Raw genomic sequence first — 17,876 nt, forward strand, 5'->3', positions numbered from 1 at the left:
GCCGCTCTGCAGCGCGACCGGTTTTCAGCAACGGTGTGAATCCGAGATCAGGATCTTTCGAGTTTGCTTGCCACCTGCAAGTGGAGCCCCGGTGGACATGCATCACACATTGCATTAACTTCTGGCCTGTTCTAGGGGCGCAGTTTCCAAGTAATCCGATCTGGATATGGTGCCTGCATGTTGGGCATGTCCCGGGAATACTCAGAGTGCAATTCTGGCGTTATATGCCAATCGGAATTCGCCAGTGGAATTTTTTCCCGTATTTCTGAACGATTTCGATTATAGACTTATTGATTTATGACGATAATTTGCATCGATAGCCGCTACATCGGCCCTCGTCCAAGCGGGATCGGCAAGGTTCAGCAGGCACTGGTCGATCACTTGCCTCAGATGGCCGGAGACATCGAGTTTCTTTTGCTGAAGCGGTCCGATGCGCCAAAGAGCCTCTCGTCGGCAAGCAACGTCCGCGAAGTCACGTTGTCCTCGGGTGCCAACAGCCCCGCGACAATGTGGGGGCTGCCCTGGATTGCGCCGCTGTCTGGCGTCGATCTGTTCCATGCGACTTTCAACATCATGCCTGCAGGCCTGCGGATGCCCTGTGTCACAACGGTGCACGACATCATGTGGCTGGCAAATCCGCAGTGGTGCACCGGGCGCCTACCGCATGCGCTCGAACGCCGCTTTTATGCTCACGGCATATCCAGGGCTCTTGCCAAGTCTGCTGCGATCACGACCGTAAGCGATGCAAGCAAGCGTGAATTGCTTTCCTGGGATCCTCGGCTGCAGGGGCGCGTGTTCACGACGCCGCCCGGCGTGGACGCGCGTTTCCGCCACAATCCTTGCCAGAGTGAGCCGACTACGCCGGGATGGCCGACCGGCAAGCATGTCGTTCTGACCGTTGGGCAATATGCACCGTACAAGAATCACGAGGGCGCGCTGCAGGCTTTTGCCAGAGCCTTCAACGGCCGAGAAGATGTTGCACTGGTCTTCATTCAGAGGCTCAATCAAGCCTCGGAAACGCTTAAGAAGCTGGCTCGCGATCTGGGCATCGAGAGTCAGGTTCATTTCCTCGGACCGGTTGACGATGACGCTCTTGTCGCTTGCTACAACTCGGCCAGGGTACTCATTCATCCTTCGCTTTGCGAGGGGTACGGCTTGCCCATGGTCGAAGCCATGGCCTGTGGCTGTCCGGTAGTTGCATCGGACCGTTCGGCTATGCCCGAAGTGCTTGATGGAGCAGGGCTCACCGCTCCGGTTGAGGACCCAGATGCGATGGCTGGGGCTTTGAGGAAGGTGGTGGACGATCCGCAGGTCATGTCGTCCCTGCGGCAGGCCGGCCTTGAACGCGCGACTCGCCTGAGCTGGCGCACGTTCGCACAAGCCACGCTCGACGTTTACAGGACCATTCTGCAGCGTTGAGATCGCAAGCGGATCATTCTTGATTACGGTCTTTTCGGCTCATCCGCACTGCAGCACGATCCGTCGCTGCAGAAAGGCCGCGTTTGCGCCGGGAGAGCGCAACAATGTGCTAAAAATCACATAGTTTCTACTTTATTCACGCAAGTCGCGAAGTGCATCCGATATGGAGAAAAGTGATGTTGCGGTGCGAAATTTCTGCGTGTTATAGTCCGTTTCTGACGGTAATTGTTACTAGTGCAGGAAGGCATGGCGTCGTTCATTCGGCAAAAGGCAACATGTTGCCTCGTGTCTGTAATCGCTTTGTCATTTTTTCATGGAAACCCCGAATGTGTACTGCTTTAGCATGAATATCACGCCAAAGCGTGCGTAAGGGATATGATCCAGCGCTCCTTTCTTTTTGATATTAGTCGGCTGGTGTGGCGTAGCTGGTCGGGTAGGCTTGCAACGGGGATAGACCGGGTCTGCTATGCCTATCTCAATCATTTCTCGGCTCAGTCGCAGGCGGTGGTGCAGTATCGGGGCGTGGCGCGCGTACTCACGCCCGAACATTCGGACAAGCTGTTTGCAGCGCTGCTTCTTCCGGATGACAAGTTCAAGGCGCACCTTGCCGCATTGCTGCCAGCGGTTCTTGCTGCCTCAACCGGGCAAATTGACGGGAGCGGAACCTTCTACATCAACGTCGGGCATACCGACATTGACTTGGCGCGCCTGCTCAATTGGACGAGGCGCAGCAACGTCAAGCCGATCTATCTGATTCACGACCTCATCCCGCTGACCCATTCGGAGTTCTGCAGGGTCGAGGCGATCGAGCGGCACCGGGGGCGCGTCATCAACGCGCTGTTCTCTGCAGCTGGAGTTATCGCCAATTCGCAGGCGACGGCGGCGGAACTGAAATCGTTTGGCCGCCACCATGGCATCCCGCTACCGCCAATCCTTTCTGCATGGCTTGCCGGCGCGGAACTGGCATCGCCGCAAGTCGTCCCGCTCAAGACCGGACGGCATTTCGTCTGTGTCGGTACGATCGAGGGGCGGAAGAACCATTTCATGCTGCTCAAGATCTGGCAACGTTTGGTCTCCCGTCTGGGGGCCAGCGCACCCAAGCTCGTGCTGGTCGGTCAGAAGGGCGCCGAGGCAGGGCACGTCCAGAACCTGCTCGATCGCGGCAATGGTCTCGGGGACCATGTTGAGCTCCTTTCGCGTTGCCCGGATTCGGAACTCGGTCAATTGATCCGGTCATCAAGAGCGCTGCTGTTGCCGTCTTTTGCCGAAGGCTTCGGACTGCCGGTGGTGGAAGCGCTTTCGCTCGGCACACCCGTCATCGCCAGCGACCTTCCCTGTTTTCGCGAGATCGGACAGGGCATCCCCACGTTGCTTGACCCGCTCGACGCCGTCGCCTGGGAACGGATGATCCTGTCTTTCCTGGATCATTCGCCCGAGCGTTCGCGGCAGTTGCGGATGCTCAAGACCTACCAACAGCCGACATGGGGACAGCATTTCGCCGAGGTGGAGGGCTGGCTGGCCCAGTTGAAAGCATTGCCGCGATCCTTCGGCGCGGTTCCACATCCCCAGCGGGGCTTGTTCCATCCGCCTGCGCGCCGCGGGATTGTCGGCGCGATTGGAGGGGGGGCGGAGGCGCGGCCGGCCTATGTGCGCGATTAACCCATTCCACTGCGCGCACCTTACCAGACCGATCCAGATTTCCAGAAAGACCATTCTTCCGTGCTCAAGCGCTTCAAGATATTCGAACCTTTATTCATTGTGGCGGTAATCCTGCCAACTACACTGTCCGTCCTCTACTTCGGCTTCATCGCGTCTGACGTCTACATCTCCGAATCGCGCTTTGTGGTGCGCAGCCCCGACAAGCCTGCCATGACATCGCTGGGAGCCGTACTCAGTGCCGGTGGCATCTCGGCCTCTGGCGACAAGAGCTACGCCGTCGTCGACTATGTCAGGTCACGCGATGCCCTGCACGATGCCAACCGCGACGGTGCAGTGACAAAGGCTTATGCCGATGACGCCGTTTCCACGTTCGACCGCTTCGGCGGCCTCCTGCGTGGCAAGACTTTCGAGCATCTGTACGAATACTACTCCGGCAAGGTTGGCATCGAATTCGACACCGGAACGCAGGTGACCAAGCTCACCGTGAGCGCATTTTCCCCGCGCGATGCCCAGCTTCTCAATCAGCGGCTGATCCAGCAGTCGGAGCAACTGGTGAACCGCCTCAACGCCCGTGCGCAAAGCGATAGCGTCCGCCTCGCTGCGCAGGAGGTGGAAGAGGCCAAGCGGCGCGCACAGGCCGCAGCGGTTGCCCTGGCCCGTTTTCGCGACGATCGGCGCCTGCTCGATCCTGAAAAGGAAGCTGCGGTCCGGTTGCAGATGGTGTCGAAGCTGCAGGACGAACTGATCGCATCGCGCACTCAGCTCGCCCAAATGCGCCAGTTTGCGCCGCAGAACCCGCAGATACCCGCCCTCCAGACAAAGATTTCAATGCTCACTTCCGAAATTGCCGAGCAGACCGGAAAGATTGCCGGTGCTCCAGGCTCCCTTTCGGGTGAGTCAGTTCGCTACCAGTCACTGCGGATCGACGCTGAAGTGGCAGACAAGCAGTTGGCCGCGGCACTTGCCGGGCTACAGGAAGCTACCAGCGATGCGCGACGCAAACAGGCCTATGTTGAGCGTGTCGCCAGCCCGAGCCTGCCGGACTATCCGCTGGAGCCGCACCGCTGGAAGGCGATCTTCGCCACCCTGATCATGGGCATCATTGCATGGGGTGTGTTGCGTACACTGATCGCAGGTGTGCGGGAGCACCATGACTGATGGCTGCGGCGGTCGAACAGAACCCCAGCTTTGCGGCGTGCCTCAAGGTTCAGCTAAGGATTCTTCGCGCTTTGTTCATGCGCGAGGTGCTGACGCGTTACGGACGCCACAACATTGGTTTCCTCTGGCTTTTCGTCGAACCGATGATCTTCACTCTAGGTGTGACCGCCCTGTGGACGGCGACGAAATCGGTCCACGGCAGCAACCTGCCGATCGTTGCTTTCGCGCTGACGGGATACTCCAGCGTTCTACTTTGGCGCAACATGCCGGGGCGCTGCATCGGCGCGCTGCAGGGCAGCCTTTCGCTGCTGTACCACCGCAATGTCCGGGTGCTCGACATTTATCTCGCAAGGCTGATGCTGGAGTTCGGGGGAGCGACGATCTCGTTCGTCACGCTAAGCCTTGTATTCATAACGCTGGGCTGGCTGGCCCCGCCCGTCGATATCCTGGAAGTGGTAGGCGGCTGGCTGATCATCGCCTGGTTCGGCTCGGCCCTTGCCATCTGGCTGGGCGCGCTATCCCATGATTACGAACTGGTCGACAAGATCTGGCATCCGGCATCCTACCTGATCTTCCCGCTTTCGGGATCGGCGTTCATGGTCGATGCCTTGCCGCAGATCGCCCAACGGATCGTGCTCTGGATTCCAATGGTCCATGGAGTTGAGATCGTGCGCGAGGGATACTTCGGCGCAGCCGCGCGTGCGCGCTACGATCTGGGCTACGTGCTGCCGCTTTGCCTTTCCGTCACGGGTCTCGCGATGCTGCAGGTGCGCAAGCTGGCGCGGACGGTGGTGCCCGAATGATCTCGGTCCGTAACGTCCGCAAGATCTACCCGACGCGTTCGGGCCCGAAGCTCGTGCTGAACGACATCAGCTTCGATTTGCAGAAGGGCGAACGGCTCGGCGTGCTGGGACGCAACGGCGCAGGCAAGTCGACGATGGTCCGGCTCGTCAGCGGGGCCGAGAAGCCGACATCGGGAACGATCGAAACCGACATGTCGATTTCGTGGCCCCTCGCGTTCGGCGGCGCATTTCAGTACAACCTGACCGGCAAGGACAACGTCCGCTTCATCAGCCGCCTGTACAATCAGGACTTCGAGCGCAACCTCGCCTACGTCGAGGAGTTCGCCGAACTGGGCCCATACTTGCGCGAGCCGTTCCGCTCCTACTCGTCGGGCATGAAGGCGCGCCTCGCCTTTGCCATCTCGATGATCATCGAGTTCGACTGCTTCCTGATCGACGAAATCGCCTCGGTCGGCGACGCGCGCTTTCACGATAAGTGCAACCACGAACTGTTCGAACGCCGGGGTGACCGGGCAATGATCATCGTCTCTCACGATGCCGCCTACGTGCGAGATCACTGCTCGCGCTGGGCCGTGCTGCATGACGGCAAGCTCGCCCTCTATGACGATTTCGAGGTGGCCTACAGTGACTTCAAGGAACTGATCGGCTGGAAGCCCCCACCGGGGTGGCCCTTCGTCGAACCGCAAGTCGCATGACCATCCCTACAAGATCGAAAGAGCAGTTGAAAACCAGAATGTTGATACCCGCATGATCAAGGCTGCAAGTTTCAATCCTTTGCGTATCTTTGCGTCGGCAAAGGTGGTCCAGGGCGAGCCTTCGTTCGCCCACCCGGTTTCACAGGCCTGCACCCAGGCCCAGATGGCCGATCCGCTCTATCGACGCTGGTGTGAAGAGCTGTGGGAAGCGCCGAGCACGCACCGCAAGCAATGGGAGTTCTGCTACATCCTGCAGGCTCTGGAAACCAGCGGTGCCCTGCAATCAGGAGCGCGTGGCCTTGGCTTCGGCGTAGGGGACGAACCGCTGACCGCAACCTTTGCGGCACGAAACATCGGCGTGATGGCCACCGATCTCGAAGTCGAATTGGCGGCAAGGCAGGGTTGGGTAGAGACCGACCAGCACGCCCGCAGCAAGGAAGTGCTCAACAGCCGCGGCCTTTGCCCGCAGGACCAGTTCGACCGCCTCGTCCAGTTCCGCTTCATGGACATGAACGCGATCGACAAGGACCTGCGCGGGTTCGATTTCTGCTGGTCAGCCTGCGCGCTGGAGCATCTCGGTTCGATCGAGCAGGGCCTGCAGTTCATCGAGGCCTCGCTTGAATGCCTCCGCCCCGGCGGCGTGGCCGTGCACACCACGGAGTTCAACTGCCAGTCGAACGATGCAACGCTCGACAATGCCTCGACGGTGCTGTTCCGCCAGCGCGATCTGATCAAGCTGGCCAAGCGCCTGCGCCGCTGCGGCCACGAGATCGTGTTGAACTTCAACACTGTTGACCAGCCGCTCGACCTGCACATCGACGTGCCGCCCTACAGCCAGAGCAACCACCTCAAACTCCAGATCGCCCAATGGGTGACAACGTCGTTCGGGATCACGATTCGAAAATCACCTCGGTGACCTGGTGCAGCTTTAGACATTCAAGGAGCAATGCAATGAGCGAGAATGTAGAAATCCGGGATACTCGTCATGTCTACAATGAGGAGTACTTTGAGGGCAACAAATCCAAGAGCAACTATAGTGGTTACGCAGAGGCATCTCTCGGGCCATCGAGAATTCTCGCCGAAACGTTGTTTCGATTCTTCCGTCCGCTGAACTCGCTCGATGTTGGTTGCGCTGTCGGCCATGGCGTGCAGCGTTCGGTCGAGCTTGGCGTTGACGCCCATGGCGTTGATATTTCTGACTGGGCAGTCGCACAGGCAAATACCCAACGCGTTTGGCAGACAGACTTTTCCAAGCAAATGATCCGGGGGCAGTACGATCTCGTCTACAGCTACGATGTCGTTGAACACGTCCTGCCCGAACGCATCGGTTTTGCGATCAACAATCTCTGGCAAGCAACTCGCCGCGATCTTCTGGTCGTGCCGGCCACTTATGAGAACGGTGAAACGTTTGATCCTGACGAGCCGACGCACCTGATTCTTGAGCCTCACTCATGGTGGGTCGATCTGATCACCAAGACGACCGGTGCGCGCTATGACGAAGAAGCGTCTCACCGCTTTGCTGCAGAAGAACACTCGAAAACGTTCGGATATTCGCATCGCATCATGATCTTCACTCGAATCGGCGCTTAAGAGGATCAAGATGAATCTTCAGAAAATTGCAATAGTTGTTCAGGGTCTCTTTGAAAAGAGCGACTCGATCGGCTATGATGCTGTGCTTCAGAGCAAAATTATAAGTGGAATATGTGGTGAACAGAACGTCCACTTGTTTGCTGAACGATTCAATCAGGAACGATATCCTGAGGTAAAGATTAATCATTTCAGTGATTTCTATTCGTTCATTGAAATTAATCCCGATGCGTTAGTGATTTATCACTTTTGCGATGGGTGGAGCGAAGTGGATGAACTTGTGCTTTCTGGCAGGTACAAGTTCATCGTTCGCTGGCATAACAACACGCCGCCGTGGTTTTATGGGGCCAGCCATCGCCGCTCGGTCATCCGAACGATTGCGGGCTTCGATATCATCAGGCAGTTCGCCAGCATTCCCGATGTGCGCTTCTGGGTGAATTCCAATTTCACCTTGGAACAACTCGAAGCGCTCGGTGGTGATGTCGGCAATGGTTGCGTGGTTTTTCCCGGATCGAGATTTCTCGAGCAGCGGCAACATCGCCCGGTCGCACTTCGCCAGCCACCTTGCGAAGGTGACGCGCTGAAACTGCTCTTCGTCAGTCGCATAGTCTACCACAAAGGACACAAACATGTCCTGAACTTGGCAGCTTATTTGCAGAGCGCACTGAAGCGTAAGGTCGAAGTAACTTTCATTGGTCGCAGTGACACTTCTTCCAGCCTGATTGACGATCTAGTCAATTCCGCTGGTGAACTGGGCGTTCGCCTGCATCTTCCTGGAGAGGTTAGTCACGAGGATCTGGTTCTTTCGTACCAGACGGCGGATGTGTTTGTCTGCTTCTCCGAGCATGAGGGCTTTGGCATGCCCGTCTTTGAAGCGATGCGTGCCGGATTGCCGATCATAACCTGGGGGCGCACGGCTTTGGCCGAATTGATGCGCGAACACCCCTTCGTGATGGACACATTGGATATTCGTCAGGCGGCCTCGTTCCTTGAATGCCTTGTAGACGCAGAAACGCGGCAATGCGTTGCCGATGTCCAGAACGAGATTCTTTCAACATATTCGATTGAAGTCCTGATCGACCAGATCAGGCAAGGTCTGCAAGGCAAGACTGGTCGTTGGCCGTATACTCTGGAAGCCCGGGTTCCTGCTCGAGCGACAGTGGTCAATCGGGCCAGAGAGATTGCGGCATCATTGCCAGAACCTTCTGGCCTTCCGACAATTGCCTTTGATTACGGGGAAAATTTCGTCACCCTTCACGACGTAGAGTCATACAAGGCGCTTTTGCGCATAGGGCCGCAAGCGGCAGACCTTCGGGATATCGAAGGGCCGGTGGATTTCATACGCTATGGCTTTGTGGAGTTCGCTCATTCGGTCGGTCGGAAGACGGAAGGCGGAATTTCCTTCACTGCAAACAGGGCCAGCAACAGTACATTCGCCATTTTCGGCCCCTACGTGAGTTTTGTAAGGGGCTATTTTGCCGCCGATTTCGAGATCGAGGCCGAGCAATCGGGCGATCTCAATGTCATACTGGAACTGGATGTCTGCCAGGATGGATTTGGTCCTTGCGCCAGACGGATCGTGACGGTGCAACAACTTCGCGCAACCCCGACAGTGCGCCTCTTGTTCCCGGTCAGCAGCTTGACGGCCGTCATGGAGTTTCGTGTCCGCGTAGTGCAGCACGGAAACTGCAACTTTCTCTTCAGGGGCGTGACCGTTCGGAGCATGCGACAGTCAACCCGGCAACTCACCGAGCCAGTGCCGTCCACTCCCTTCTTGCCGCGCTGGCTGCCCCGCGTCCCGAGCAGCGTACCGGCACGGCATTCGTTCAAGGGCGCAGCCATTCGCCATTTCGCAGCAGGTGATATCTCGCGAGACACGGGCTTCTGGAATGATGCCGCAGCTGCCTACAAGGAAGGCCTCAAACTGGAGCCCCACGCTTTCCCATATTGGGTGCAATTGGGTAACTGCCTTAAAGAGGCAGAACGGATATCCGAGAGTGAAGGTGCTTATCTGAAAGCGTTTTCCCTTTCTCCAAATGATACCGATCTCAATCTCCAACTCGGCCGACTCTATGTAATGGCTCAAGACATGGAGAAGGCGCAGCATCACCTGCTGCGCGCAGCACACCTTTCCAGCTCCACGGCGAATGCAATGCTTGAACTGGCAGGGCTTGGCTTTGATATTTCCTCGTTGCCCGATTTTTATTCATGATTCCTTTTGAAAACGCCCAGGCGTCGCTGTCAGGTCAGAAGGTGTTGGTTGACGCCTTCAACATAGCCCTGCCGCACGGCACCGGCGTTGCCACTTACGGGCGCAATCTTGCCAAGGCCGTGCGGGTGCAGGGCAATGACGTGCATCTGCTGTTCGGCGCGTCGCAGGGCAATTCGCGGGTGTCGCTGCTCAACGAGATCGCGCTCGCCGAAGGCGAGCCGGACATGAAGGGCAAGCGTGTCTCCGGGCTGACCAAGGCGGTGAAGTTCGCGCGTGCGCTCAAGGGGGCGGTCCGTCCGGTTCAGGCGATACCGGTGCCGTTGTCCGGGCAGGTCGTCATGCCGCAGCGTCTGAAGGTGGACGCGGCGCAGTACTGGAACGCGCAGGACCTCTATACCGGCTCCGACCTGGCGTTCAGGGCAACCGGCGCGATGACCAGCGTGGCGGTCGAGGGCATCGATCTCGCGCACTGGACTTATCCGCTGCCGGTCAGGATTCCGGGCGCGCGCAATGTGTACACGCTGCACGATCTCGTGCCCTTGCGCCTGCCCTATACCACCGCCGACAAGAAGCGGGCCTACTATCGGCTCTGCCACCGGATCGCGCGCGAGGCCGACCATATTCTCACCGTTTCGGAAGCCTCGCGGACCGACCTCATCAACATTCTCGGCGTCGATCCCGGCAGGGTATCGAACCTCTATCAGGCAAGCGACATCGCATCGACGCTTGAAGGCATCGATGAAGCCTTTATCACCCGCTACGTCGAGGGTTTGCTGGGCGTCGGCCTGCGCGAGTACTTCCTTTTCTTCGGTGCGATCGAACCGAAGAAGAATGTTGCCCGTCTGCTCGAAGCCTATCTCGCCAGCTCGGCGGAGTCGCGCCTCGTGATCGTCGGAGGGCCCGGCTGGGGAGGCGAACAGGACGTCAAGTTCCTCAAGTCACTGGTTGGCCTTGATGGCGGCAGGAAGATCATTTGGCTTGGTTACCTGCCGCGCGACATGCTGGCCATGCTGATCGCAGGCGCGCGTGCGACGATCTTTCCTTCGCTTTACGAAGGCTTTGGCCTGCCGGTTCTGGAATCAATGGCGCTCGGCACCCCTGTCATCACAAGCACGACATCGTCATTGCCGGAAGTGGCCGGAGATGCGGCCCTGCTGGTCGACCCTTATGAGGTACACTCGATCGCAAGGGCTATCCTGCAGATAGACGGGAGTGAGGACCTGCGGTCGGATCTTTCACAACGTGGACGGCTCCGTGCAGAAATCTACAGCGCTGCCGCCTATGCGCAGCGCCTTGCCGAATTCTATCGCCGGATCGCCTGACAAGCATGTCCGCATCACGCCAAAAGCAGATCAACGGGAAGCAATCCATGCACCGAAGCGTCAAGACCTCCACCAGCGCCGAGCGTCGCCAACCGTCGCGTGGCAGCATGTGGCGGTGCCTTGCGGGCCTGTCGCTCGTCGGTCTCCTCGACGGGTGTGCTGCGTTCGGCGGTTCGGGGCCAAGCACTGCAAGCATTGTTCGGGCCGGCAAGCCGGGTGCGGAAAATGCCATTGCGCTGGTCGATGTCGATGCCGGCGCAGTCGCCCGGCTTGGCGCCATGCACGTCCGGCACGGCTTTGCGGAGACGTTGGGCGATGCCGATGCCGATCCGACCGTTATCGGGTCGGGCGATTCAATTGACATCACGTTGTGGGAAGCGCCGCCGGCCCTCCTGTTCGGATCGGGCGGGGGCCTTGCCGGGTTGGCAACCTCCCAGTCGCTCAATCTTCCCCAGCAGATGGTGGGGAACGATGGCCGAGTGACCATTCCGTTCGTCGGCAGCGTTGCCGTAGCCGGACGAACCACGCGCCAGGTCGAACGCGATCTGGCTGCCGGGCTTAAAGGCAAGGCAAATGCCCCCCAAGCACTTGTCCGCATTTCCCAGAATGAAGCGCGAACAGTGACAGTGCTGGGCGAAGTGGCCGCGTCACGGCGCGTTCCGCTCACGTCGCGTGGCGAGAGGTTGCTTGACGCGATTGCGGCGGCAGGAGGCAGTCGCCAACCTGTCGGAAAGACCACGGTTCAGATGACCCGGGCCGCAACCACGCTGTCCATGCCTCTCGACGACGTGATCAGAGACCCGCGGCAGAATATCCGCTTGCGGCCTGGAGATGTCGTCGCAGTACTGTTCCAGCCGTTCAGCTTTACGGCTTTGGGGGCCGGCAACCTGAGCGCGCAAGTACCGTTCGAAGCTACCGGGATGTCACTTGCCGAGGCGCTTGGCCGGATCGGCGGATTGCGCGACGACCGCGCGGACATCAAAGGCATCTTCGTCTTCCGCTATGAGGATGCGGAGGTTGTCGGCCCCCTGGCCCAAGGCAAGACACGCCAGGACGGCAAGGTTGCCACGGTCTACCGGTTGGACTTGAGTAATCCTTCGAGTCTGCTCCTCTCTCAGAGTTTCGCGTTACGGGACAAGGACGTAGTCTTTGTCTCAAGTGCGCCTGCGGCAGATTTCCAGAAGTTCCTCGGCATCGTGACGTCCGCGACGTTCTCGGTCGTCGGGATCACAAACGCGGTGCAATAGAAGGCGTGCGGCATCGCGTGCGAGGATGAGGCACCTCTTCCCATGAGAACTGGTTGAGGTCAGGGTTTAGAGCACTCTCCGACCAATCTGGTTCACCGCGATTGTCGCAGTCAGCCTCTCGATTAGGTGCGTTGTGCAGGGCGGGCCGGTTGCCCGTCCAAGCAAGGCGACTCTGTCCGGGGGGCTGCCTGCGACAACCCGTGCGGGGCGGGCCCCTTTTGGCCGACTGGTGCGTCTTGCGCCAAGATTCGGTGCGGGTACCATGCGCGAGGATGGCTCCCTCCTCGATCCGAACAAGGATCGCGTCGCGTTCCGCAATGACAAGGGCACTCGGCCAAGATCGGCTACGTCACGGGGCGCCAGATTGGTCGGAAAGTGCCCTAAAGAGGCGCATCCTTGCGGCCTGATTGCAGAGACTTGATGCGGGTCCTCATGAGGATCAGACTCACCGAAACTAGCCAGGCGCTTGCGCAGAACATGAAGATGCACAAGGTCTCTGCAGCGTAACCCAGCAGTACGGCCAAGGCGCAAGCAGCAGCGATGAAATCGCGCATCGTGAGCCAGATAAGCAGGTTCGTCAGCAATGAGTTAGGTCGTGGCCGCCGTAGATGGACCTTAACCGCCTCGAAATTGATCGGTTGACCCAGAGACTGTGAACGCGATCCGATCTGCCAAAGACCCATCGCCAGAGCGAGGATGCCGATCAGCCCAGCAAGCGCGGCAATCGCCTGGCCACGCGCATAAAGGTTGAATGAAAGACCGCCCAGGAATGCAAGGTTGGTCGCTGCATCGATCAGGCTGTCGAGCCGGGCGCCGGTGGCCGAGGTGCGGTGCGTTGCCCGCGCGATTTCTCCATCCACACCATCGAACACCGATGCGGCGTGAAAAAGCAGCGCCCCGGCGATAGCACCGGCCTCCCCGCCAAGGATCAGGGCGGCAAACATCAACACCGCCAGAAATGCTGTGCCCGCGGTTGCGTGAACTGGCCGTACCGCTGGAAATCTAAGCAGAAGCGAGGAAATCGACCTCGACACAGGGCGGTTCAGGTAGCGTGATACCAATCCATCTTCGCTCTTTGCCGTCGCCTTCAGCATAGCGCGGTTGGCTTCACGGAGCAGCACCTTGAACTTGTGTGGGTCAAGAGATGCTGCGGCATCGGTCCATTCGTACTTCGCAAGCTGACCCGGCTCTGCCCAAGTCCAGGAATTTGGCTTCCGTGCAATCAAGGCGAGCAGATGGAGTCCATCCAGGGTCAGGATATCTGCGGAAGACGTTCCTTGGGGGAGCAACTCATAGGGAGCGCATTGGGCAAGGCGAAGGCTTTCATCGAGGCATTTCTGGGATACATGCCATTCTCCCGCCACGACGTTGCACATCGCCGGCCTTTGTCCCGTTGCCTGCACGACAGCCTGAATTACCCGTGCTGCGGCCGGAATTCCCGCGATGAGGTACTCTGCAGAGCGCGCGTCAGGAAAGTAGATCCATATCTCGACGTTGTGTAAATCAACCGAGCGGCAGCTGGCGTTATCAGAAGGCCAATCAGCACTATACAGCAGTTCAGAGGCACCGTTGTCCAAGGTCTTCAGAATCCCTTTTCGACGAGCCGACTTGAAGCAGGAAACCTTGGGCGCACTAATCTAAATTCTCATGATATTCACGCTCAGTTTCGTCCGAAATGCAGCAGATTTGAATTCAACCGGTCCCGCCACTCGCTGATGTAGGGAGTTCACGGGGTAGAAATGGCGGATTTGCTCATCAGGGTTCAGATCTGATCCGGCCACTTTCGGGGCCTGCGAATGGCGAAACATCGGGTGAATCGGCCCGCCGCGAAGGCTGGTTGCCTATGCAAGTGCCGATTTTGTGCTCGGAGATGCAGTTCACCGGCAGGGCCACGCGCTCCTGTTCGCGCTGTTTGCATCCCGGAAGATGACTGAGATCGTGCCGCATGGCAGGGTTGCTGCTTTGACTTGGTTCCCAGCCCGAAATGCCGTGTTGCACGTACCGGATAGCCGTGTTTTACTCGTGTACCGGTCGATCCAGATGCGCTTCGATACGGAACGAGGGTGGATGCATATGAAGCAAGCTTTTCAATATCTTGCGCTGACCACGGCGACCCTGCTCCTGGCGTCTTGCGGCGGCGGTGGCAGTGCTGACAAGTCGGCTGCCGACTCTGCGGCAAAGCCCGCCGAAACGACCGCTGCAGCAGCGCCCGCGCCTACGGCAAGTGCCGCGGCTCCGACGGCGGATTCGACCGACACGCTGGATGGCGCAACGCTGGCCTCGCTCACGGGTGATGCCGCGCATGGCAAGACCATTTTCACGCAGTGCAAGGCTTGCCACGCGATCGAGGCTGGCAAGAACATGATCGGTCCGTCGCTTGCTGGCGTCGTTGGCCGCAAGGCCGGCACCGAGGCTGGATACACCTATTCCGCGGCCAACAAGAACAGCGGCATCACCTGGACGGCTGAAAAGCTGTTCCAGTATCTTGAGAAGCCCGCGCGCGTGGTGCCGGGTACCAAGATGTCGTTCGCTGGTCTGCCAAAGGCTCAGGATCGTGCAGACGTGATCGCCTACCTCAAGGCGCCGAACTGACCTGAACCTGTTTATCGCACAAGAAGGGGCGCGAACCGCAAGGTTCGCGCCCCTCTTTCATTGTGGCAATGTCAGGCAGCGGCGGAGCGGCGTGCCAGCTCGCACTGCGACCAGATATCGCTCAGCGCGTGGATCAGCTTGTCGACATCGCCATCGCTGTGAACCGGCGAGGGCGTGATGCGCAGGCGCTCGGTGCCACGCGGCACGGTCGGGTAGTTGATCGGCTGCACGTAGATGCCGTGGTTGTCCATCAGCCAGTCGCTGATGCGCTTGCACTTGTGCGGATCGCCCACCATCACCGGAATGATGTGGCTGGGGTTCGGCAGATGCGGAATGCCCATCGCGTCTAGCCTGCGGCGAACCGTCGCCACGCGCTCCTTGTGGCGTGCCCGTTCCATCTCGCTGGCCTTGAGGTGACGGATGCTGGCCGCCGCGCCTGCTGCCAGCGCCGGGGGCAGGGCGGTGGTGAAGATGAAGCCGCTGGCGAACGTGCGGATGAAATCGCACAGCGCGGTCGATGCCGCGATATAGCCGCCCATCACGCCGAAGGCCTTGCCCAGCGTGCCCTCGATCACCGTGATCCGGTCCATCAGGCCTTCACGCTCGGCCACGCCGCCACCGCGCGGGCCATAGAGGCCAACCGCGTGGACCTCGTCGATGTAGCTCATCGCGCCATGCTTTTCGCAGACGTCGAGAATCTCGGCGATCGGGCCGATGTCGCCATCCATCGAATAGACGCTCTCGAAGGCCACCAGCTTGGGCACGTCAGGGCCGTATTCCGAAAGCAGCTGGTCGAGATGTTCGACATCGTTGTGGCGCCACACCCGGCAGGTCGCGCGCGAGTGGCGGATGCCTTCGATCATCGAAGCGTGGTTCAGGGCGTCGGAGAACACGACGCAGCCCGGAATCTTCGCGGCCAATGTGCCAAGGCCGGCCCAGTTGGACACGTAGCCCGACGTGAACAGGAGCGCGGCTTCCTTGTTGTGAAGGTCGGCCAGTTCCTGTTCGAGCAGCACGTGGTGGTGGTTGGTGCCCGAGATATTGCGCGTGCCGCCAGCGCCTGCACCGCACTCGTCGAGCGTGTTGTGCATGGCTTCGAGCACCGCCGGGTGCTGACCCATGCCGAGGTAGTCGTTCGAACACCACACGGTGACCTGCTCGGTCCGGTCGTCGACATAGCGCGTGGCGTGCGGGAAATTGCCGCAGCGCCGTTCGATCTCGGTAAAGATCCGATAGCGCCCTTCATCCCGGACCGCGTCCAGCTCCCCCTTGAAGTAGGCTTCGTAATCCATATCGTCGGTCCTCTTCGTGTGTTCTCGTTCGAGTTCGGCTTGTCGTATCAATTGGCTGGGCGGCGTGTCGGCAAAGCCCACCCCCACAGCGCCCCGTCGCGTATCGGCAGGGCCAGAAACAGGTGTTCGAGTGCGCCCAGCGCGGCGAGCGCGAAGAGCAGGCTGGCGCCTGATGCACTGGCGCTGCCTTCGGGCGCATTGAGCGCGATCAATCCGAGCCACAAGGCGAGGCCCGAAGTCGCTGCTATCGCAAGAAAAAGGTCGATGCCCATCCGGCGCGGGCCGAAATAGGTCTTGAGATAGGCGAGGTGCGGCGGAAAAATCTCGGTGCTCATGTTCGGAACGCCGAGGAAGATCACGATCTTGGTCGAAAGCCGCATCGCCAGCAGCAGTGTGAAGGTCATCGCGCCGATCTGGTTGGGTGCGTTCCAGCTGAGCGAGATCAGGCCGATGGCGCTGAGTGCCAGCGCAATCTCGTGCCAGGCCACCGCGCTCACCGCGTGGAAGAAGCGCTCCATCCCGCGAGCCTCAGTCGGGCAAGGTTCGCGCCTTGGTCCGGTGATTGCGCCGGTCAGGAAGGTGATCTCGTGCCATGACCAGATCAGGATGGCCCCGGCAAAGGCGGCATAGACTCCACCGAGCGTTGCCTTGTGCATGGACCAGGCCACGACTGCCAGCCCCGCGACGCCCGCAATTCCCGCCAGCATCAGGCTGCGCGGGAAGGTGCGGCGTTCGCGGTTGTCTGCCCATGCGATCAGTCCGGTCGCAAGGAACCAGACCACGATCGTGGCGATCACCGGCAGAACATGGCCGGTCCAGCTTACCACGCGGGCTGCATCCGCACGGTGGCAGGCAGTTCGTTGGCCCGCGGGCGCAGCAGGTACATCCGCGCGAAGTTGAACGCCGCTCCCGCAGCGCCCGAGGCCCGCAGCAGCGCGCCGGACAGACCGCCACGCTGCTTGCCTTCCTCGATCCGCTTTGATGCGGCGAGCAGACGGTTCATCGCCCGGCGGAAACGCGGATCATTGGTGTCGAGTTCGACCGGGAAGACCTGGCGGCTGATCGCGGTGCAGATCTCGAACACGCGGTAGTCGTAAGTTTCGGGATCGAGGCCGAGTGCCTTGTGGAACACCGGCCGCGCATGATCGCGCACGTACATCGTCGAATAGACAGCGAGCAGGAAGAACCGCACCCACAGCTTGTTCATGCCGGTCAGCAGCTTCGGATCCGCGCGCAGCAGCAGGGCGAAAGCCTCGCCGTGGCGGAACTCGTCGTTGCACCAGCTTTCGAACCAGTTGAAGATCGGATGGAAGCGCAGTTCGGGATGCGCGGCCAGCTGGCGATAGATCGCGATGTAGCGGGCATAGCCGATCTTCTCGGACAGATAGACCGAGTAGAAGATGAACTTCGGCTTGAAGTAATGGTACTTCTTGGCCTTGGTCAGGAAGCCGAGGTCGATGCCGATGCCGGCATCCTTCAGCGCCTCGTTGATGAATCCGGCATGGCGGCTCTCGTCACGGGCGAGCAGCTTGAACAGCAGCTTCATGTCCGGATTCTTGGTCCGCCGCGCCATCTCGGCGTAGAGGATGCAGCCCGAGAATTCCGATGTCAGCGAGCTGACGAGGAAATCGATGAACTCGGCGCGCAGTTCGGGCTCCAGACCCTCGATGATCCCGGCAAAGCTGCCTTCGCGCTTGAAATGCTTCTTGTTGGGATCGCTGACCATCTCGTCCATCAGCTCGTCCCACTCCTTGCGCACCAGCGAGACGTCGATCGAATCGAGTGCGGCAAAATCGGTGGTGTAGAAGCGCGGGCTGAGCACGGTCTCGTGCTGGACCATCTTGTGCACGTCAGGCTTGGGTGCAGCCACGTGTGGCGCAGCCGCTTGCG

Annotated in this window: 16 protein-coding genes; 11 read left to right on the forward strand and 5 right to left on the reverse strand. The window is 59.7% G+C overall.

From position 1 onward, the window contains the following. Window positions 1–297 precede the first annotated feature (297 nt). The 9 genes from ACZ1JX_RS02560 (at window position 298) to ACZ1JX_RS02600 (ending at window position 10,855) form a co-directional block, all read left to right on the forward strand. On the forward strand, window positions 298–1,419 hold the full coding sequence (locus tag ACZ1JX_RS02560; RefSeq protein WP_465125239.1) for a glycosyltransferase family 4 protein: 1,122 nt from the start codon (window positions 298–300) through the stop codon (window positions 1,417–1,419). A gap of 375 nt (window positions 1,420–1,794) precedes the next feature. Further along, the gene (locus tag ACZ1JX_RS02565; RefSeq protein ID WP_465125240.1) at window positions 1,795–3,078 is read left to right on the forward strand and encodes a glycosyltransferase family 4 protein; all 1,284 of its coding nucleotides are present in this window, start codon (window positions 1,795–1,797) and stop codon (window positions 3,076–3,078) included. Between the two features lie 60 nt (window positions 3,079–3,138). Continuing rightward, window positions 3,139–4,236, forward strand: a complete 1,098-nt coding sequence (locus tag ACZ1JX_RS02570) for a KpsE/RkpR family capsule polysaccharide export protein (protein WP_465125241.1) — start codon at window positions 3,139–3,141, stop codon at window positions 4,234–4,236. After that, window positions 4,236–5,039: an ABC transporter permease gene (locus tag ACZ1JX_RS02575; RefSeq protein ID WP_465125242.1), complete on the forward strand. Its 804-nt coding sequence runs from the start codon at window positions 4,236–4,238 to the stop codon at window positions 5,037–5,039. Before ACZ1JX_RS02570 ends, ACZ1JX_RS02575 begins: the two co-directional genes overlap by 1 nt. Further along, complete coding sequence (locus ACZ1JX_RS02580) at window positions 5,036–5,734, forward strand: ABC transporter ATP-binding protein (RefSeq protein ID WP_465125243.1); 699 nt, start codon at window positions 5,036–5,038, stop codon at window positions 5,732–5,734. The genes ACZ1JX_RS02575 and ACZ1JX_RS02580 overlap by 4 nt, the downstream gene beginning before the upstream one ends. 52 nt (window positions 5,735–5,786) lie before the next feature. Then, entirely contained in the window at window positions 5,787–6,650 is an 864-nt protein-coding gene (locus tag ACZ1JX_RS02585; RefSeq protein WP_465125244.1) for an SAM-dependent methyltransferase, read from the forward strand. A gap of 35 nt (window positions 6,651–6,685) precedes the next feature. Beyond that, on the forward strand, window positions 6,686–7,324 hold the full coding sequence (locus ACZ1JX_RS02590) for a class I SAM-dependent methyltransferase (RefSeq protein WP_465125245.1): 639 nt from the start codon (window positions 6,686–6,688) through the stop codon (window positions 7,322–7,324). 10 nt (window positions 7,325–7,334) lie between these two features. Then, complete coding sequence (locus tag ACZ1JX_RS02595) at window positions 7,335–9,533, forward strand: glycosyltransferase (RefSeq protein ID WP_465125246.1); 2,199 nt, start codon at window positions 7,335–7,337, stop codon at window positions 9,531–9,533. After that, a complete protein-coding gene (locus ACZ1JX_RS02600) occupies window positions 9,530–10,855 on the forward strand; it encodes a glycosyltransferase family 4 protein (RefSeq protein WP_465125247.1) in 1,326 nt (441 codons plus the stop codon). Before ACZ1JX_RS02595 ends, ACZ1JX_RS02600 begins: the two co-directional genes overlap by 4 nt. Window positions 10,856–10,869: 14 nt before the next feature. Here ACZ1JX_RS02600 and ACZ1JX_RS02605 read toward each other — a convergent pair whose 3' ends face one another. Beyond that, window positions 10,870–11,148 (reverse strand): hypothetical protein, encoded by a 279-nt coding sequence (locus ACZ1JX_RS02605; RefSeq protein WP_465125248.1) that lies wholly within the window; start codon window positions 11,146–11,148, stop codon window positions 10,870–10,872. A gap of 15 nt (window positions 11,149–11,163) precedes the next feature. Between ACZ1JX_RS02605 and ACZ1JX_RS02610 the strand changes: the two genes are divergently transcribed. Next, window positions 11,164–12,102, forward strand: a complete 939-nt coding sequence (locus ACZ1JX_RS02610) for a polysaccharide biosynthesis/export family protein (RefSeq protein ID WP_465125249.1) — start codon at window positions 11,164–11,166, stop codon at window positions 12,100–12,102. Between the two features lie 380 nt (window positions 12,103–12,482). Here ACZ1JX_RS02610 and ACZ1JX_RS02615 read toward each other — a convergent pair whose 3' ends face one another. Continuing rightward, complete coding sequence (locus tag ACZ1JX_RS02615) at window positions 12,483–13,679, reverse strand: CDP-alcohol phosphatidyltransferase family protein (RefSeq protein WP_465125250.1); 1,197 nt, start codon at window positions 13,677–13,679, stop codon at window positions 12,483–12,485. A gap of 496 nt (window positions 13,680–14,175) precedes the next feature. On the opposite strand from ACZ1JX_RS02615, the gene ACZ1JX_RS02620 reads away from it, so the two are divergent. After that, on the forward strand, window positions 14,176–14,694 hold the full coding sequence (locus ACZ1JX_RS02620) for a c-type cytochrome (protein ID WP_465125251.1): 519 nt from the start codon (window positions 14,176–14,178) through the stop codon (window positions 14,692–14,694). 71 nt (window positions 14,695–14,765) lie between these two features. Here the strand turns inward: ACZ1JX_RS02620 and hemA are convergent, their stop codons facing one another. From hemA to acsF, 3 genes are read right to left on the reverse strand one after another with little or no spacing between them, the layout of a single operon-like run. After that, a complete protein-coding gene (hemA, locus tag ACZ1JX_RS02625; protein WP_465125252.1) occupies window positions 14,766–15,986 on the reverse strand; it encodes a 5-aminolevulinate synthase in 1,221 nt (406 codons plus the stop codon). Between the two features lie 47 nt (window positions 15,987–16,033). After that, window positions 16,034–16,813, reverse strand: a complete 780-nt coding sequence (puhE, locus tag ACZ1JX_RS02630; RefSeq protein WP_465125253.1) for a putative photosynthetic complex assembly protein PuhE — start codon at window positions 16,811–16,813, stop codon at window positions 16,034–16,036. Next, window positions 16,807–17,826 (reverse strand): magnesium-protoporphyrin IX monomethyl ester (oxidative) cyclase, encoded by a 1,020-nt coding sequence (acsF, locus tag ACZ1JX_RS02635; protein ID WP_465126341.1) that lies wholly within the window; start codon window positions 17,824–17,826, stop codon window positions 16,807–16,809. The genes puhE and acsF overlap by 7 nt, the downstream gene beginning before the upstream one ends. Window positions 17,827–17,876 lie beyond the last annotated feature (50 nt).

The organism is Novosphingobium sp. BL-A-41-Hi4A-0G (assembly GCF_055521735.1).

What these genes read in the sequence shown, in the direction of transcription:
- ACZ1JX_RS02560 (WP_465125239.1), top strand. Translation starts at nt 298, where the DNA reads ATGACGATAATTTGCATCGATAGCCGCTACATCGGCCCTCGTCCAAGC.
- ACZ1JX_RS02565 (WP_465125240.1), top strand. Translation starts at nt 1,795, where the DNA reads ATGATCCAGCGCTCCTTTCTTTTTGATATTAGTCGGCTGGTGTGGCGT.
- ACZ1JX_RS02575 (WP_465125242.1), top strand. Translation starts at nt 4,236, where the DNA reads ATGGCTGCGGCGGTCGAACAGAACCCCAGCTTTGCGGCGTGCCTCAAG.
- ACZ1JX_RS02580 (WP_465125243.1), top strand. Translation starts at nt 5,036, where the DNA reads ATGATCTCGGTCCGTAACGTCCGCAAGATCTACCCGACGCGTTCGGGC.
- ACZ1JX_RS02585 (WP_465125244.1), top strand. Translation starts at nt 5,787, where the DNA reads ATGATCAAGGCTGCAAGTTTCAATCCTTTGCGTATCTTTGCGTCGGCA.
- ACZ1JX_RS02590 (WP_465125245.1), top strand. Translation starts at nt 6,686, where the DNA reads ATGAGCGAGAATGTAGAAATCCGGGATACTCGTCATGTCTACAATGAG.
- ACZ1JX_RS02595 (WP_465125246.1), top strand. Translation starts at nt 7,335, where the DNA reads ATGAATCTTCAGAAAATTGCAATAGTTGTTCAGGGTCTCTTTGAAAAG.
- ACZ1JX_RS02600 (WP_465125247.1), top strand. Translation starts at nt 9,530, where the DNA reads ATGATTCCTTTTGAAAACGCCCAGGCGTCGCTGTCAGGTCAGAAGGTG.
- ACZ1JX_RS02620 (WP_465125251.1), top strand. Translation starts at nt 14,176, where the DNA reads ATGAAGCAAGCTTTTCAATATCTTGCGCTGACCACGGCGACCCTGCTC.
- hemA (WP_465125252.1), bottom strand. Translation starts at nt 15,986, where the DNA reads ATGGATTACGAAGCCTACTTCAAGGGGGAGCTGGACGCGGTCCGGGAT.
- acsF (WP_465126341.1), bottom strand. Translation starts at nt 17,826, where the DNA reads ATGGTCCAGCACGAGACCGTGCTCAGCCCGCGCTTCTACACCACCGAT.